A 13,550-nucleotide genomic window follows, 5' to 3' on the forward strand; every position below is an offset into this window, starting at 1 on the left:
TCCTCAGATCCCCACCGTGAAGCCTTGGGTCCAGCCCTGCATCTCGTTGACGATGCTGAACCACATTCCTGTGACGAGCAGCAGACCGGTCAGGATCAGCATGCCGCCGCCGATGCGCATCACCCACGCATAGTGCTTCTTCACCCACCCGAACGCGCCGAGCGCCTTGCGGAAGGCGACGGCCGCGAGGATGAAGGGCACGCCGAGGCCGAGGCAGTAGACGGCCGTCAGCAGGGCGCCGCGGCCGGCGGTGGCCTCGTTGATGGACAGGGTGCCGACGGCCGCGAGGGTCGGGCCCATGCAGGGGGTCCAGCCGATGCCGAAGAGGACACCGAGCACGGGAGCCCCGAGCAGGCCCGCCGTCGGCTTCTTGTGGAAGCGGAACTCGCGCATCGTCAGGCCCGGGATCCAGCCCATGAAGAAGAGGCCGAGCAGGATCACCAGGACGCCCATCACCCGGGTGATGATCTCCTTGTTCTCACCCTGGAAGACCTGGCCGAACTGGCCGAAGAGCGCGCCGGTCGAGACGAAGACGGCGGTGAAGCCGAGGACGAACAGGCCCGCGCCGGCCACCATCCGCCCGCGCCGGGCCTCGGCGAGGTCGGCGCCGCTGACACCCGTCACGTAGGACAGGTAGCCGGGGACCAGCGGGAGGACGCAGGGGGAGAAGAAGGAGACGAGCCCCGCGAGCAGGGCGATCGGCAGGGCGATCAGCAGCCCGCCGGTCAGCACGGTCGTGTTCACGCCGGTCGACTCGGCGGCGAGGAGGTGCTCGACCACGAGGTCACTGCTCCGCGAGGAGCGGGTCGATCATCGAGCGCAGCTGCTCCTCGTTGACCGCGGCCAGCGTACGGGCCGCGATCTTGCCCTCCTTGTCGAGGACGACGGTGGAGGGGATCGCCGACGGGTTCAGGGTGCCCTTGGGGAAGCGCAGGATCAGCTTGCCGTCCGGGTCGTACAGGCTCGGGTAGGTGATCCCGAAGTTCTGCTCGAAGGCGGCGGCGTTCTGCGTGCTGTTGTCGCGGGTGTTGATCCCGACGAACGCCACGTCCTTGCCGGCGTCGCCCAGCTCCTTGCTCACCTTCGCGAAGTACGGGGCCTCCGCCCGGCAGGGCGGGCACCAGGAGCCCCAGACGTTGAGGACGACGACCTTGCCCTTGAGGGCGGTGGTGTCCAGCGTCTTGCCGTCGACGGTCGCGCCGTCCAGCTTCGGGGCCTCGGCCCGGTCGCCCCGGGCGACGGTGGAGATGCCGGTGGGGCCCGTCACGTAGTTGCCGCCGGCTGAACCGGCCGAGGTGCTGCCGCTGTCGCTGCACGCCGTCAGGGTCAGGGCGCTCGCGAGGGTCACCGCGGTCAGCAGGATGGCGCGGCCGCTGGTCGAGCGGCGGCGACGGGGGGCGCGGCTAAGGCTCATGTGAAAAGTTTCGCATGAGCGATTTGCGGATCTTCCGCACCCCCCGGCGGGGTGTCAATGCGCAGGTCAGGCCCGGGCGCGCCCGAGGGCTACGCGCCGAAGGCCTTCGACTTGCCCTTCACCGGCTTGGCGCCGGCCAGCAGGTGCGCCGGGACAAGGTCGCGCGCCGGCTCGCTGTAGCCCACCGACACCAGCCGGTCGTCCTGGTACGTGAACGACGTCAGCGAGGCCAGCGTGCACTGCCGGCGCCGCGGGTCGTGCCACAGCCGCCGCTTCTCCGCGAAGCAGCGCACGATCCAGATCGGCAGCTGGTGGCTGACCGCCACCGCCTCGTGGCCGCGCGCCGCGTCCCGGGCCGCCTCGATCGCGCTCATCATCCGGACGACCTGCTCGACGTAGGGCTCGCCCCACGACGGCTTGAACGGGTTCGTCAGGTGCTTCCAGTTGCCCGGCTTGCGCAGCGCGCCGTCACCGACGCCGAAGGTCTTGCCCTCGAAGACGTTGCCCGCCTCGATCAGCCGGCCGTCGGTGGCCAGCTCCAGGCCGTGCACCTTCGCGATCGGCGAGGCCGTCTCCTGCGCGCGCTCCAGCGGGGAGGCCACCACGTAGGTGACGTCCCGGTCCTGGAGGTGCTCGGCGACCCGGTCGGCCATCTGCCGGCCCAGTTCGGACAGGTGGTAGCCGGGCCGGCGGCCGTAGAGGACGCCGTCCGGGTTGTGGACCTCTCCGTGCCGCATCACGTGCACGACGGTGATGTCGCTCATGCGGACGCCTCCGCGGCGGCTCGGGCGGCGGCGGGCAGCGCGGCCGCGACGCGCTCGATCGCGCGCGCGTCGTGGGCGGTGGACACAAACCAGGACTCGAACGCCGACGGGGGCAGGTAGACGCCCTGCGCCAGCATCGAGTGGAAGAACGCGTTGAAGCGGAAGCCTTCCTGCTGCTTCGCCTCGTCGTAGTTGCGGACCTCGTCCGGGGTGAAGAAGACGGAGAACATGTTGGACGCCGTCTGCAGGCGGTGCGCCACGCCCTCCTTGGCCAGCGCCGCCGTCACCAGGCCCTGGATCTCCTCGGAGACCGCGTTCACCTTCGCGTACGCCGCGTCGTCCAGCAGCCGCAGCTGCGCGAGGCCGGCGGCGGTGGCGACCGGGTTCCCGGAGAGGGTGCCCGCCTGGTAGACGGGGCCGGCCGGGGCCAGGTGGCCCATGACGTCGGCGCGGCCGCCGAACGCCGCCGCCGGGAAGCCGCCGCCCATGACCTTGCCGAAGGTCATCAGGTCGGGCTTGACGCCGTCGACCCCGTACCAGCCGGCGCGCGAGGTGCGGAAACCGGTCATCACCTCGTCGGAGATGTACAGCGCGCCGTTCTCGCGGCAGAGGTCGGCGAGACCCTGGTTGAAGCCCTCCAGGGGGGTGACCACGCCCATGTTGCCGGGGGCCGCCTCGGTGATCACGCAGGCGATCTCGCCCGGGTGCGCGGCGAACGCCGCGCGCACCGCGTCGAGGTCGTTGTAGGGGAGCACGATCGTGTCGCCGGCCTGCGCGCCCGTCACGCCGGGGGTGTCGGGCAGGGCGAAGGTCGCCAGGCCGGAACCGGCGGCGGCCAGCAGCGCGTCGACGTGACCGTGGTAGCAGCCGGCGAACTTGACGACCTTGGCCCGGCCGGTGAAGCCGCGGGCCAGCCGGATCGCCGACATGGTCGCCTCGGTGCCGGAGGAGACCAGGCGGACCTGCTCCACGGGCTCGATGCGGGCGACGATCTCCTCGGCGAGGGCGACCTCGCCCTCGCCGGGCGTGCCGAAGGAGGTGCCGCGGGCGACCGCGGCCTGGACGGCCTCGATCACTTCCGGGTGGGAGTGGCCGAGGATCATCGGCCCCCACGAGCAGACCAGGTCGACGTACTCGCGCCCGTCGGCATCGGTCAGGTAGGGACCGGTACCGGACACCATGAACCGGGGCGTACCGCCCACGGCACGGAAGGCGCGGACGGGAGAGTTCACGCCGCCGGGGGTCACGAGGGACGCGCGCTCGAAGAGCGTCTGCGAAACTGGGGCTTCATACGGGTACGGGTAGCTCACACCAGCCATGGTCTCAGAGGCCGCGACAGACTTGCGGAGGGGCGTTTCACCGCGCCGCCTCGGGGGAGGTCACTGCCATGATGATCAGGCTGCGTGGCGGGGGCCGCGAAGCCGGTGCAGGCAATACCAGTCGGGTGGAGATATGCAACGCGGTGGTGGACCGGGCGAGGGTACGGACGGCCTGGACCCGCAGCGCGCCCGTGAGGCCCGCCGCCGAGGCAAGCACCGCCGGGCCGCGGAGGCCGCGGAGGCGGCCGCCGCCGGCGCCGCACCGGGCCCGGGAGACCGGACGCCGGACGCCCCCGAGGACCCGGTCCGCGGGGACGCCTCCGAGGACCCCGTCCGCCGGGACGGCGCGGACCGCCCCGAGGGACGGGGGCGCAAGGACCGGCCGGCCCGCCCCGACCGCGCCGGCGACACCGCCGAACCGGACGCCTCCGACCCGGCGGACGAGGACGACCTGCCCAAGGGCCGTGGCATGGGCGTGACCTACAAGTACTTCGGCGCCCCGGACGGTGCGACGGCCGCGCGGGTGCCGGTGACGATGCGGCCGGAGGAGCTGGGCGGCGACGAGCTCGGCATGGGCGGCATGTTCACCAAGATCAAGCCGGAGACCATGGCCGCGATGGTCCTGACCGGCATCGAGGGCATACCGCTGCACAAGGTGCCGCCGCTGGAGCTGGTCGTCCTGCACCCGGACTACGCGGTGGTCAAGCTGCCGATGACGGTGGTCGACCCGCTGCGCGGCGTGGGCGAGGAGTCGGTGGGAGCGGCCGCCTTCATCTGGTCGACGGTCCCCGACCGCGGCGGCCCCCGGGACGCCTTCAACGTCTACCAGCTGCTGCACGAATGGCAGGACTTCTCCCACCGCCTCCACGAGAACGGCCACCAGGCCTACTGCCTCGTCTGGCCCTGACCGGAGCCGCCCCGGGCCGCGGCGCTGCCGTGCCCGGCGCCCTTCTGCCACGCGCGGCCGATGCCGCGCAGCAGCGCCGGGTAGACCCCGAGGTACCGGAAGGGCTTGATCGCGGCCATGTAGAGGGTGCCGAGGAGGCCGTTCGGCTTGACCAGGACGGCCATCTGGCCGCGGTAGCCGCCGGATCCGTCGGGGACCCAGCCGATGTGCATCACCCCGTGCACCGTGCGGTTGCCCGTCTCGGCCGCCCATTCGTCGTGGGTCAGGTAGACGGAGGTGAACGACCCGACGCGGGGGTCGGGTCCGCGGGGGCCTTCGCGCAGGTCGGCCGGCAGCCGGTCCCGCAGGCTGTGCAGGCGCCCCCCGCCCACGCCCTGGTCGGGCGCGTCCCAGCCGAGCAGCCGGCCGATCCCCCGGCGGAGCGCGAAGAGGATCCGGGTGCCGGGGGAGGAGAGGGCGGTCTCGTCCTCGTCCGTGAACTGCCCGACGAGCCGGGCGAGGTCGTCGGGCCCGCCCGGGGTGGGCAGGGCCCATACGTCCTCGACCCGGAAATCGGCGGCGATCCCGTGGATCCGCCAGGGCCGGGAGGTGTGCGCCGTCGTGGGAAGCCTCATGGACACAACCCTTCTATACGATGCCGTATAGAACGAGCCTAGCAGCGCTTTATACGGCACCGTATAGAGCGGGTGGAGAAAGAACAGGGAGCCGGACCATGCGCGCGCCACGCACCCCCCGCGGCAGGTGGATCGAAGAAGGGCTGCGGGCCCTGGCCGAGGGCGGCCCGGAAGCCGTGCGGATCGAACCGCTGGCCCAGGCGCTGGGCGTCAGCAAGGGCGGTTTCTACGGCTACTTCCGCAACCGTGACGCCCTGCTGGAGGAGATGCTCGACACCTGGGAGCACGAGGCCGCCCAGGCGGTGATCGAGCGGGCCGAGAGCGGCGGGGCCGACGCCCGGGCCAGGCTGGACCGGCTGTTCACGATCGTCGCCGCGGCCGGCGAGGGCCCGGTACGGGGGGTGCCCGTCGAACTCGCGATCCGCGACTGGGCCCGTCGCGACGAGGCGGTCGCGGAGCGGCTGCGCCGCGTCGACGACCGCCGGATGGACTACCTCCGCTCCCTCTTCGCCGCGTTCTGCCCCGACCCGGACGAAGTGGAGGTCCGCTGCCTGCTCGTCTTCTCGCTGCGCATCGGCGGCGAGTTCATCACCGCCGGGCACGCGGGCCGCACCAGGGAAGAGGTCATGACCCTGACCAAGCGCTGGCTCCTGCGCTAGGGCCCGTCGCCGAAGTCCCGCCGTCGCCCGGAGGGCGGCCCCGCGGCGGGCGGGGTCAGGAGACCGTGAGGACCACGCGGCCCCGGGTGCCCGGGGTGGCGAGCGCCTCGTGGGCCTTCTGCGCGTCCGCGAGGTCGAAGGTCCGGGCGACGCGGAGCGCCAGGGCGCCCTCGTCGACCAGGGCGGCCAGCCGGGCCAGGTGGGCGCCGTCGGGGGCGACCTCCTGCACCTCCACCCGCACCCCCCGCTCCGCGGCCGGAGCGGCGCCGGGGATCAGGCCGACGTAGGCGCCGCCGTCGCGGACGGAGGCGAGCGCGGGCGCGCCCAGGACGGCCGCGTCCAGCACCCCGTCGACCTGCGCGGCGGGAGCCGACCCGCGCGGCACGAACTCCGTCGCGCCCAGGGACCGTACGAGCTCCTCGTCCCCCTCGCCCGCCAGGGCCGTCACCACCAGCCCCGCCCGGGCGGCCAGCTGGACCGCGAGCCCGCCGACCGAACCGGCCGCGCCGGTGACCAGCACCGAGTCGCCGGGCGCCAGCCCGAGCAGGTCCAGCGCGCGGGCGGCCGTCAGCCCGCTCAGCGGGAGGGCCGCCGCGACGGCCGGGTCGACCGAGGCGGGGGCCGCGGCCACCGCCGAGGCGTCCAGCACCGCGTACTCGGCGTGCGTGCCGAGCTCCTTCAGCGGGCCGTAGTGCAGCCCGACCACCCGGCGGCCGGGCGTCCAGCCCTCCACCCCGGGGCCGACCCGGTCGATCTCCCCCGCCACGTCCCAGCCGAGCCCGAGCCGCCGCCCGGCCCCGCCGAAGACGCCGGCGCGGACCGCGCCGTCCACCGGGTTGACCCCGGCGGCCCGGACCCGGATCCGGACCTGTCCGGCCCCCGCCCGCGGCACCTCCACCTCGGCCACCCGCACCTGCTCCGGCCCGCCGAAGGCGTCCACCACCACGGCCCGCATGGTCTTGTCCTGCGCGATGTGCTCGGTCATGATCTCTCCCCGTCGTTCGTGGCCCGGTCCGGCTCCGGCGAGCCGTTCCCGATGACCACTAACTTAGGGAGAGGTACTCTCTTTTCGTAAGTACGCACTTCGGAGTGCGTACCCGACCCGGAAGTGGGCAACCATGGCCACCCAGACCGCCGCCGCCCGCCGCGAGGACGCCCGCGCCGCCTACGACGCCTTCATCAAGGAATGCCCCACCAGCCAGCTCCTGGCCCGCATCAGCGACAAGTGGGTCGGGCTCGTCCTCAGCGCCCTCGGCGAAGCCGGCGACGGCTCCATGCGCTACAGCGAACTCGGCCGCAGGATCCCCGGCGTCAGCCAGAAGATGCTCACCCAGACCCTCCGCTCCCTCGAACGCGACGGCCTCGTCACCCGCTCCGTCACCGCCTCCGTCCCCGTCCGCGTCGACTACCGCCTCACCGCGCTCGGCGGCAGCCTCGGCTGCCTCCTCTCCTCCGTCAAGCACTGGGCCGAGCACCACTTCGACGAGGTCAGCGCCCACCGCCAGGCCTACGACGAAGCCGCCGCCGACGCCTGACCCCTCCCCGGCCCCCTCACTAATTCGGCCGCGCTCCCCCATCCGCGATGGCATGCTGGGACCGTGAACGGTCCCGGTATTGAGCTCACCCTCGCCCCCGAACTGCGCCTCTTCGCGCCGCCCAGCCGGCGCGCGGACCGCGTCCCGACCGCCACCGACGGCGCCTCCAGCCTCGGCCACGTCGTCGAGTCCGCCGGCGTCCCGCTCACCGAGGTCGGCCGCCTCCTCGTCGACGGCCGCGAGGTGCCCGTCTCGTACGTGCCCCGACCCGGCCAGTCCGTCGAGGTGTTCGGCGTCGACCGCCCCCAGCAGGTCCCCGGCGCCCCGCTGCGCTTCCTCCTCGACGTCCACCTCGGCACCCTCGCCCGCCGCCTGCGCCTGCTCGGCGTCGACGCCGCCTACGACAACGAGGACCCCGGCGACCCCGCCCTCGCCACCCGCTCCGCCGCCGAGAGCCGCGTCCTGCTCTCCCGCGACCGCGGCCTGCTGCGCCGCCGCGAGATCTTCGCCGGCGCCTACGTCTACAGCGACAACCCCGACGACCAACTCCGCGACGTCCTCGGCCGGTTCGCACCCGCCCTCGCCCCCTGGACCCGCTGCACCGCCTGCAACGGATCCCTCCGCGAAGCCGACAAGGACAGCGTCGGCGACCGGCTGGAGCACGGCACGCAGCGCTCGTACGACGTCTTCGCCCAGTGCGCCGACTGCGAGCGCGTCTACTGGCGCGGCGCCCACCACAGCCGCCTGGAGCGGATCGTCGACGGGGCCCTGGCCGAGTTCGGCGACGGCGCCGCCGTCTGACACCCGGCGCAGCGGCGGCCCGTCCCCAGGACACTCAGAACGCGTAGGCGTCCCCGGTGTCCAGCGCCAGCACCACGTACTCGTTGTTGGCGCGGTTGCGGTCGCTCGCCCCGCCGTTCCACCAGGTGTCGATCCGCACCGCCACCTCCGCCGGCCGCTCGCGCAGCCCCAGCACCAGCCCGATGTGGCGCCCCCGCCCGTGCTCCGGCAGCGGCCCCGTCTCGCACACCACCTCGCGCGCACCCACCCGCGCGCACCCCCCGGCCGGCTCCTGCACGTCCGCCAGGTCCGCCGACAGCCGCACCCGCACCGTCGCGTTCGCCAGCGCCGACGGCCCCTCGTTCCGCGGCACCATCCACACCCTCAGCTGCCCCCGCACGAGGGACACCCGCCCGTGGTAGGCCACGTCCGCCTCCGGCCCGGCCCACGCACCCGCCGGCCCGGCCCCGGCCAGCACCAGCGAGCCCGCCACCACCACACTCCGCACGGCACCACGGCGCACCGCCACCACCTCCTCGCGCGGACGCTAACCCCACCGCCCCACCCCCGGTCGGACCATCACACGAACGAGGGCGAGCCCACCCCCCATTCGCCGCCGCTCCCGTACGCGCCCGGTCAGCGCCCCGGCCTATGCTGGCGAGCGTTCGCCCACCATCCGTACGGACGAACGAACACGCACCGCGAACGAACACGCACCGCGAACGAGCACGCACCGCGACCGCACACCGCGACCGAACGAGGAGCCCCGCCCATGAGCACGCGCACGGCCACCCGAACCGCCGTAGTCACCGGCGCGAGCAGCGGAATCGGCGCGGCCACCGCCCGTCAGCTCGCCGCCGCCGGCTACCACGTCGTCCTCACCGCCCGCCGCAAGGACCGCATCGAGGCCCTCGCCGCCGAGCTCACCGAAGCCGGGCACGAGGCCACCGCCCGCGCCCTCGACGTCACCGACCGACCCGCCGTCGAGGCCTTCGCCGCCTCCCTCGGACGCTGTGACGTCCTGGTCAACAACGCCGGCGGCGCCATCGGCGCCGAGCCCGTCGCCACCGGCGACCCGGCCGACTGGCGCACGATGTACGAGGTCAACGTCATCGGCACCCTCAACGTCACCCAGGCGCTCCTGCCCGCCCTCACCGAGAGCGGCGACGGCACGGTCGTCGTCCTCTCCTCCACGGCCGGCCACGCCACCTACGAGGGCGGCGCGGGTTACGTCGCCGCCAAGAACGGCGCCCGCGTCCTCGCCGAGACCCTCCGCCTGGAGATCGTCGGACAGCCCGTCCGCGTCATCGAGATCGCCCCCGGCATGGTCAAGACCGAGGAGTTCGCCACCACCCGCTTCCGCGGCGACACGGAGAAGGCGGAGAAGGTGTACGCGGGCGTCGCGCACCCCCTCTCCGCCGACGACGTGGCCGACACCATCACCTGGGCGGTGACCCGCCCCAGCCACGTCAACATCGACCTCCTCGTGGTCCGCCCCCGCGCCCAGGCCTCGAACACGAAGGTCCACCGCGAGCTCTAGACCGGCCCGGCCCCCGAAGTGCGGCACCAGGGCCGCGGGCTCCAGCCCCGCGCCCCTGGCCGCACCCGCCAGCCCCCGTGCGGAAAACCAAAGTTGCGACCGCGCATCGACGGGCCCGTACGGGTGAAGGGACGGAACAACTGCTACTCGCCCGGGGTGTTCCGCCTCATCGTCGAGGTGACCTCATCGAACTGGGCCGATGACCTGGGCTCCAAGGTCGACTCCTACGCGAAGGCCGACGTCCCCTTCTACGTCGTCGCCGACCGCCGCCACGACGAGGTCGTCGTCTGCCGCGACCCGCGCAACGGCACCTACCGCCTCCGCACCTCCCACAAGCGGGGCACCTCCATCACCGTCCCGGAGTACGTCGGAGTGACCCTCGGACTCCCGGTGGACCTCCTCCTCGACGGCGAATGAGGGCCGGGCGCACGCGGAAGGGCCCGGACCGCAGCCGGTCCGGGCCCCCGCACACCCCCGTCAGCCCTTGACGCAGATGACCTGCCTGAGCTTCGCCACGACCCGCACCAGGTCGGTCTGCTGGTCGATGACCTGCTCGATCGACTTGTAGGCGCCCGGGATCTCGTCCACGACGCCCGAGTCCTTGCGGCACTCCACGCCCCGGGTCTGCTCCGCCAGGTCGCGCGCCGAGAACCGCTTCTTCGCCGCCGTGCGGCTCATCTTGCGGCCCGCGCCGTGCGAGGCGGAGTTGAAGGACATCTCGTTCCCGAGGCCCTTCACGATGTAGGACCCCGTCCCCATCGAGCCGGGGATGATCCCGTACTCGCCGCTGCCGGCGCGGATCGCGCCCTTGCGGGTGACCAGCAGGTCCATGCCGTCGTACCGCTCCTCCGCCACGTAGTTGTGGTGGCAGCTGATCTCCTGCTCGAAGGAGACCTTCGCCTTGCGGAACTCCCGCCGGACGACCTCCTTGAACAGGCTCATCATGGCGGCGCGGTTGTACTTGGCGTACTCCTGGGCCCAGAAGAGGTCGTTGCGGTACGCGTCCATCTCCGGGGTCGCGGCCAGGAACACCGCCAGGTCCCGGTCGACCAGGTTCTGGTTGTGCGCCAGGCCCCGGGCCACGCCGATGTGGTGCGCGGCGAGCTCGTTGCCGATGCCGCGGGATCCGGAGTGCAGCATCAACCAGACCGAACCCGACTCATCGAGACAGAATTCGATGAAGTGATTTCCGGACCCGAGCGTTCCGACCTGCCTTACTGCACGGTCCTGTCGGAACTTGACCGCATCGGCGATGTAGTCGAAGCGCTGCCAGAGGTCGGCGTACCCCGCCTCCGAGAACCCGTACAGCCTCCCCGGATCCACCGCCTCCCGGTGCATCCCCGCCCCCACCGGGATCGCCTGCTCGATCCGCGAGCGCAGCTTGGACAGGTCGCCGGGGAGGTCGTTCGCCGTGAGGGAGGTCTTGACCGCCGACATGCCGCAGCCGATGTCCACGCCCACCGCCGCCGGGCAGACCGCGTCCTTCATGGCGATCACCGAGCCGACCGTCGCGCCCTTGCCGTAGTGGACGTCCGGCATCACGGCCAGGCCCTTGATCCACGGGAGGCCGGCGGTGTTCTGCAGCTGCCGCATGGCGCTGTCCTCGACCGACGCCGGATCCGTCCACATCCTGATCGGGACCTTCGCCCCGGGCACCTCTACATACGACATAACAGAACAATCCCCCGGAAATCACAAGAAAGGTAGGAGTACGCGAAAAGCCGCGCTCATAACCCCAAACCAGACAGGGAACCGGCGCCGGCACCAGCGTGTGCGATAGACATTGTGTCCATCCGTGCCCAAGTCGCGGCAACGGAATTTCCCGAGCACGCCAAGGAAGCCAGGGGAGCGAGTGAAGCCGATGGACGTGGAGCGCACGCGGGTGCGCCGCCGATTCCTGCCGGGCATCGCGATGCTCACCGCCCTCGTCGCCGGCGCGACCGGCTGCACCAGCGGCAGCGGCATCGGCACCAGCGACCCGAAGAACGGCGGCAGCACCGCCGCCCCCGCGCAGCCCGGCAAGTACCGCAGCCTCCCGCAGCCCTGCAAGGCCGTCGACGGCAAGCGGCTGCGGGCCATGCTCCCGGCCTCGGACTCCCTCACCACCGAGCAGCGCGAGCAGCTCTACGCCGGGACGGCCGAGCCCTCCTACGACGCCGACCGGCACGTCGGCTGCCGCTGGAACGCGCAGACGCCCGAGGCGACCCTGCTGCTGTCGGTCACCTTCGAGCGGGTGGTCTCGTACGACCGTGCCGCCGCGAGCGACGACGACAAGGCGCGCCAGGTGTACGTGCGCCGACTGACGGACGCGCACCTGCCCTTCCCCGGGCCGACCGCGAGCCCCACCCCGGCCGCCGGGGCCCCCGCGAGCACCGCTCCCGCCGTGAGTGCGCCCCCCGCCGCCGGTACGGGGCCCGCCCCCGGCACGCCTGAGGCCCCGGCGCCCTCCGCCCCGTCCTCCGCCCCGTCCTCCGCCCCGCCCTCCCCCAGCGCCTCCCCCGAGCTGGGCTCGCGCGTGCTGGAGGGGCTCGGCAGCGAGGGGTTCCTCGACGACAAGCTGGGCGCGGCCGGGGCCACCGCCGCGCAGGCCCGCACCGTGCGGATCGTGTTCCGTACGTCGAACGTCATCGTCACCGTCGAGTACAGCGTCCAGCCCTCCGGTCCGGGCAGGGTCCCGCCGGCCACGGAAACCCAGGACAAGGCCCGTCAGTTGGCCGAGGCCCTCGCCGAGCGTTTCAACGAGTGAGCGCACGCCCCCGCAGGGGGGCGCACACGGCCCGCGTGACGGCGCGCACAGCAGGCGGGCTCCGGATCGGGCTACCGTTGCGGGGTCCCACACCCCTGAAGCACCACCGAGATGTCCCCAACGTCTGAAGGAACCATGCACCGATCAGCCTCGCGTCTCACCCGCGTTCTCGCCTGCGCAGCCGTCCCGGTGATCCTCACCGTCGCCGGCTGCTCCTCCGACTCGGGGAAGTCCTCCTCGGGCTCGGACTCCGGCAAGAAGTCCTCGTCGGCCTCGTCCGCCAAGCCGAGCACGAAGGGCTCGACCTCGCTGGAGAAGGTGGCGTTCGCGAAGCTGCCGGACCCCTGCAAGTCGGTGCCCGCCAAGACCGTCGAGTCCCTCGTGCGCGACGCGAAGGACAAGAACGGCACGGCCGCGAAGTCGAACGACCTCGCCAACCGCGCCAGCTGCTCCTGGAACGGCCTGGAGACGGACGGCGTGAAGGGCTCGCAGTACCGCTGGCTCTCCGTGTCGCTCGTCCGCTACGACTCGCACGCCTCCCTCGGCAGCGGCAACAAGCGCGCGGAGGAGCAGTACAACAAGCAGATAGACCTGGCGAAGACCACGAAGGACGCGCACGACGTCAAGGTCGAGCAGGCCGACGGGGTCGGCGACCAGGGCACGTCCGTGATCTACGGGATCAAGAAGGACGTCGACTTCTTCAACACCACCGTCGTGGCCCGCACCCAGAACGTCGTGATCACCCTCGACTTCAACGGTGCCGCCTACGAGGGCGCCGGCGCGCCCGACCAGGCGAAGCTGCTCCAGGACGCGATCGCCGCTACCAAGGAGGTCGTGACCTCGGTGGCCAACGGCGGCAACGACCAGGCGCCTTCCGGCGCCGAGTCCCCGGCGGGTTCCGCTTCGGCGTCGGCGTCGGCCTCGCCCAAGCAGTAGGGTCCTGCGGTGCGGGTGACGCAGAGTCACCCGTACGCTGTGCCTGCCTGTAGCTCGACAAGGGAGGGGATCGCGCGTGGCCGCGATGCAGCTGACCCGTACGCACCGCATTCTGGTCGGTGTCGTGGTCGCCGGAGCCGTCGTCATCGCGGGTATCGGTTTCGCGGGGTCGTACGCCGCGGTCCGCGCCCTGGCGCTGAAGAAAGGCTTCGGCAGCTTCTCGCTGGTGTTCCCGATCGGTATCGACGCGGGTATCTGCGTGCTGCTCGCGCTGGACCTGCTGCTGACCTGGATCCGGATCCCGTTCCCCCTGCTGCGGCAGACGGCCTGGCTGCT

Annotated in this window: 17 protein-coding genes; 9 read left to right on the top strand and 8 right to left on the bottom strand. The window is 72.5% G+C overall.

The features are described 5' to 3' along the window. Positions 1-3 precede the first annotated feature (3 nt). From AB0469_RS10745 to hemL, 4 genes are all read right to left on the bottom strand, one after another. Positions 4-780: a cytochrome c biogenesis protein CcdA gene (locus tag AB0469_RS10745; RefSeq protein ID WP_366450970.1), complete on the bottom strand. Its 777-nt coding sequence runs from the start codon at positions 778-780 to the stop codon at positions 4-6. Positions 781-784: 4 nt separating this feature from the next. After that, positions 785-1,414: a TlpA disulfide reductase family protein gene (locus AB0469_RS10750; RefSeq protein ID WP_366450971.1), complete on the bottom strand. Its 630-nt coding sequence runs from the start codon at positions 1,412-1,414 to the stop codon at positions 785-787. 89 nt (positions 1,415-1,503) lie between these two features. After that, positions 1,504-2,178 carry a histidine phosphatase family protein gene (locus AB0469_RS10755; RefSeq protein WP_366450972.1) on the bottom strand — a complete coding sequence of 225 codons (675 nt, stop codon included), beginning with the start codon at positions 2,176-2,178 and terminating at the stop codon, positions 1,504-1,506. Continuing rightward, positions 2,175-3,497, bottom strand: coding sequence for a glutamate-1-semialdehyde 2,1-aminomutase (hemL, locus tag AB0469_RS10760; RefSeq protein ID WP_366450973.1), 1,323 nt, complete (start codon positions 3,495-3,497; stop codon positions 2,175-2,177). The genes AB0469_RS10755 and hemL overlap by 4 nt, the downstream gene beginning before the upstream one ends. A 469-nt stretch (positions 3,498-3,966) precedes the next feature. Here hemL and AB0469_RS10765 point away from each other — a divergent pair, with 469 nt between their 5' ends. Beyond that, complete coding sequence (locus AB0469_RS10765; protein ID WP_344151394.1) at positions 3,967-4,404, top strand: hypothetical protein; 438 nt, start codon at positions 3,967-3,969, stop codon at positions 4,402-4,404. On the opposite strand, the gene AB0469_RS10770 is transcribed toward AB0469_RS10765, so the two are convergent. Further along, the gene (locus tag AB0469_RS10770) at positions 4,383-5,018 is read right to left on the bottom strand and encodes a DUF2867 domain-containing protein (protein WP_366450974.1); all 636 of its coding nucleotides are present in this window, start codon (positions 5,016-5,018) and stop codon (positions 4,383-4,385) included. The two genes, AB0469_RS10765 and AB0469_RS10770, sit on opposite strands and share 22 nt — an antisense overlap. Before the next feature lie 98 nt (positions 5,019-5,116). On the opposite strand from AB0469_RS10770, the gene AB0469_RS10775 reads away from it, so the two are divergent. Further along, entirely contained in the window at positions 5,117-5,677 is a 561-nt protein-coding gene (locus tag AB0469_RS10775) for a TetR/AcrR family transcriptional regulator (protein ID WP_366450975.1), read from the top strand. 55 nt (positions 5,678-5,732) lie between these two features. Here AB0469_RS10775 and AB0469_RS10780 read toward each other — a convergent pair whose 3' ends face one another. After that, positions 5,733-6,632 (bottom strand): NADP-dependent oxidoreductase, encoded by a 900-nt coding sequence (locus tag AB0469_RS10780; protein ID WP_366451006.1) that lies wholly within the window; start codon positions 6,630-6,632, stop codon positions 5,733-5,735. Between the two features lie 163 nt (positions 6,633-6,795). On the opposite strand from AB0469_RS10780, the gene AB0469_RS10785 reads away from it, so the two are divergent. Both AB0469_RS10785 and AB0469_RS10790 read left to right on the top strand, forming a co-directional pair. Further along, positions 6,796-7,212: a helix-turn-helix domain-containing protein gene (locus AB0469_RS10785; RefSeq protein ID WP_366450976.1), complete on the top strand. Its 417-nt coding sequence runs from the start codon at positions 6,796-6,798 to the stop codon at positions 7,210-7,212. Between the two features lie 63 nt (positions 7,213-7,275). Then, positions 7,276-8,013, top strand: coding sequence for a Mut7-C RNAse domain-containing protein (locus AB0469_RS10790; RefSeq protein ID WP_366450977.1), 738 nt, complete (start codon positions 7,276-7,278; stop codon positions 8,011-8,013). A gap of 34 nt (positions 8,014-8,047) precedes the next feature. Here the strand turns inward: AB0469_RS10790 and AB0469_RS10795 are convergent, their stop codons facing one another. Then, complete coding sequence (locus tag AB0469_RS10795) at positions 8,048-8,515, bottom strand: hypothetical protein (RefSeq protein WP_366450978.1); 468 nt, start codon at positions 8,513-8,515, stop codon at positions 8,048-8,050. A gap of 249 nt (positions 8,516-8,764) precedes the next feature. On the opposite strand from AB0469_RS10795, the gene AB0469_RS10800 reads away from it, so the two are divergent. Together AB0469_RS10800 and AB0469_RS10805 are read left to right on the top strand one after the other, a co-directional pair. Continuing rightward, on the top strand, positions 8,765-9,532 hold the full coding sequence (locus AB0469_RS10800; protein ID WP_366450979.1) for an SDR family oxidoreductase: 768 nt from the start codon (positions 8,765-8,767) through the stop codon (positions 9,530-9,532). Positions 9,533-9,625: 93 nt separating this feature from the next. Continuing rightward, complete coding sequence (locus tag AB0469_RS10805; RefSeq protein ID WP_366450980.1) at positions 9,626-9,949, top strand: Uma2 family endonuclease; 324 nt, start codon at positions 9,626-9,628, stop codon at positions 9,947-9,949. A gap of 60 nt (positions 9,950-10,009) precedes the next feature. On the opposite strand, the gene AB0469_RS10810 is transcribed toward AB0469_RS10805, so the two are convergent. Then, the gene (locus AB0469_RS10810) at positions 10,010-11,203 is read right to left on the bottom strand and encodes an RtcB family protein (protein WP_366450981.1); all 1,194 of its coding nucleotides are present in this window, start codon (positions 11,201-11,203) and stop codon (positions 10,010-10,012) included. Positions 11,204-11,393: 190 nt separating this feature from the next. Between AB0469_RS10810 and AB0469_RS10815 the strand changes: the two genes are divergently transcribed. The 3 genes from AB0469_RS10815 to AB0469_RS10825 all read left to right on the top strand — a co-directional run. Further along, positions 11,394-12,278 carry a DUF3558 domain-containing protein gene (locus AB0469_RS10815; RefSeq protein WP_366451007.1) on the top strand — a complete coding sequence of 295 codons (885 nt, stop codon included), beginning with the start codon at positions 11,394-11,396 and terminating at the stop codon, positions 12,276-12,278. Between the two features lie 135 nt (positions 12,279-12,413). Then, positions 12,414-13,214 (top strand): DUF3558 family protein, encoded by an 801-nt coding sequence (locus tag AB0469_RS10820; protein ID WP_366450982.1) that lies wholly within the window; start codon positions 12,414-12,416, stop codon positions 13,212-13,214. A 76-nt stretch (positions 13,215-13,290) separates the two neighbouring features. Continuing rightward, positions 13,291-13,550 (top strand): DUF2637 domain-containing protein (locus AB0469_RS10825; protein ID WP_366450983.1); only part of this gene is annotated, 260 nt, incomplete at its 3' end.

The organism is Streptomyces sp. NPDC093801 (genome assembly GCF_040701585.1).
Classification (GTDB): Bacteria; Actinomycetota; Actinomycetes; order Streptomycetales; family Streptomycetaceae; genus Streptomyces.